Consider the following 2432-nt stretch of genomic DNA (forward strand, 5'->3'; position numbering starts at 1 on the left):
CGCCGTCGCTGTTCAGCGTGAACGTGCCGATACCAGGAATGCTTGCGCTGTCACCTGGCGTGTAATTTTCACCGTTGATAGTAAAGGCGGTGACGCTGAGTTCGTCGCCATCCGGGTCGCTGTCATTGGCTAAGACGTTGCCGGTTTGGACTTGGTCTTCTACATTTGTATTACTATCGTTACTCACTTGGGGTGTATCATTTACACCAAAGACTGTAATGGTCAACGTCGCGGTATCGGTATCGCCGTCAGCATCGGTTAAGGTATAGATATAGGTTTCAGTTAAGCTTTCACCGGTTTTTAGAACATTTACCGCTGCGACAGTATTATCCACCGTGTAGCTATAGCTACCATCAGCATTCAAGATTAAGTTGCCGTAGTCTCCCGCAAGAGTGCTGCCTATCGTGCCATTGTTGGCACCATGCTAATGCCAGTGATCGGCGTTGCTGTACTGTCCGCTCCTTGTCTATCTGCCACGTCACCGGCGCTGCCTGCGGCATAAACATTGCCGTTAATCGCAACACCATCTTCCGTAACGCTGTTAGTGTCGTTATTGGCCGTGGGTATATCATCAATAATCTGTATCGTTAAACTGCCGGTATTGCTACTTCCGCCGGCATCTTGAATACTCAGACTTACTATGTCGGTGCTTTCAGTTGCACCCGGTGTGTTTTGCGCCGCTGTTAACGTGTAACTGTAGCTGATTATTCCGCTCGTGCTAACTCCCCCTACACTGCTGCTACTGCTGTAACCGATCAGTGTAATCTCGCCTTTACCGGTGTTAATGGTAATAGGCGTCGCTCCTAAATTGTTTAACTGCGCTAAGCTGACCGTTGTCCCGCCTATGCTTATGCTTTGAATGCCATCAGCCGCACTTATGGCTATCGTCCCTGTATTCGTTTCGCTGGTATCGCCTACACTTGTGAGGCCTGCCTCGAAGACGGTGGTTTCCCCAGTCGCTGAAGCATTCCCGTCTACAGCTTGAATACTCGGTGCGCCATCGGTGTTGCCGTTTATCGTGATGATTAACGTCGCGGTGTCGGTGTCGCCATCAGCATCGGTTAAAGTATAGGTGTAGATTTCAGTTAAGCTTTCACCGGTTTTAAGGGTATTAACAACTGCATTGTTATTGTCTACCGCATAGCTGTAACTGCCATTAGCGTTTAACACTAAATTACCGTAGTTACCCGCTAAGGCGACGCCTATTGTGCCGTTTGTCGCACCATGACTAATACCTGTAATCGGCGTTGCGTTACTGTCCGCACCTTGTCTATCGGCTACATCACCTGAACTGCCGGCTACATAAACATTACCATTAATTGCAATACCATCTTCGGTAACAGTGTTACTGTCGTCATTGGCGGTTGGCGTATCGTCAACAATTTGTATGGTTAAACTACTGCTATTTTCTGCACCACCTACGTCTTGAATAGTTAAGCTGAATACATCAGTGCTATCTATGGCGGCTGGAGTGTTTTGTGCAACGCTTAAGGTATAGCTATAACTAATCGTGCCTGACGTACTAATACCACCAACTTGGCTGCTGCTGTTATAGTTTGTTAAAGTCAGTATGCCTTTGCCAGTATTGATACTAATAGGCGTTTGTTGCTAAATTGTTTAAGTCACTTAGCGTCACTACGGTACCATTAACTGAAATGGCACTCAGACCATCTAACGCACTAATCGCTATTGTTCCTGTCGTCATCTCGCTGGTATCGCTTACACTGATTAAACCCGCTTCGTATACGGTATTTTCACCGACTGCTACACCATTATGGTCAGCTGCAATAATGCTTGGCGCACCATCAGTGTTGCCATTTATCGTTATCGTCAATGTTGCCGTCGTGCTATCACCATCGGCATCGGTTAATGTATAGGTATAGACTTCGGTTAAACTATCTCCCGTTTTTAACGTGTTCACTAGTGGATTATTGTTATCTAAATCATAGCTGTAGCTTCCATCAGGATTTAGCGTTAAATAACCATAATTTCCAGCTAATGGACTGCCAAGCGTACCGTTGGTCGCGGCAAAATTAACCCCTGTTATTGGTGTGCCATTACTATCGGCACCTTGTCTATCCGCAACATCGCCAGAACCACTACGGCTTGGCAAGTAAACATTTCCAGTTATGGGTGTAATGCCATCTTCGTCAATGCTGTTAGTATCATCATTCGCCGTCGGCGTGTCATCGATGATTTGTATGGTTAAATTAGCCGTATCGCTAGCACCACCAGCATCTTGAATAGTTAAAGCAATAACATCAGTACTTTCTGTTGCCGCAGGTGTGTTTTGTGCAGCGCTTAACGTGTAGCTGTAGGCAATGCTACCACCGGTACTAATCCCGCCTACACTACTGGTGCTGGTGTAACCGGTTAAGGTTAATAAGCCTATACCGGTATTTATCGTGATGGGTGTTGTACCTAGGTTGTTG

The 2432-nt window shown here is 46.5% G+C and carries 3 protein-coding genes; all 3 read right to left on the reverse strand.

Going from position 1 to position 2432, the window contains the following annotated elements:
- The coding region (locus VZ94_RS21065; RefSeq protein ID WP_045780752.1) for an Ig-like domain-containing protein at positions 1-364 on the reverse strand (364 nt) is incomplete at its 3' end.
- 35 nt (positions 365-399) lie between these two features.
- Positions 400-1596, reverse strand: coding sequence for a cadherin-like domain-containing protein (locus tag VZ94_RS24900; protein WP_082081889.1), 1197 nt, complete (start codon positions 1594-1596; stop codon positions 400-402).
- On the reverse strand, positions 1592-2432 hold an 841-nt coding region (locus VZ94_RS21075; RefSeq protein WP_045780754.1), incomplete at its 5' end, for a cadherin-like domain-containing protein. The genes VZ94_RS21075 and VZ94_RS24900, both read right to left, overlap by 5 nt.

Origin of the sequence: Methylocucumis oryzae (assembly GCF_000963695.1) — a bacterium.
GTDB classification, from domain to species: Bacteria; Pseudomonadota; Gammaproteobacteria; order Methylococcales; family Methylomonadaceae; genus Methylovulum; species Methylovulum oryzae.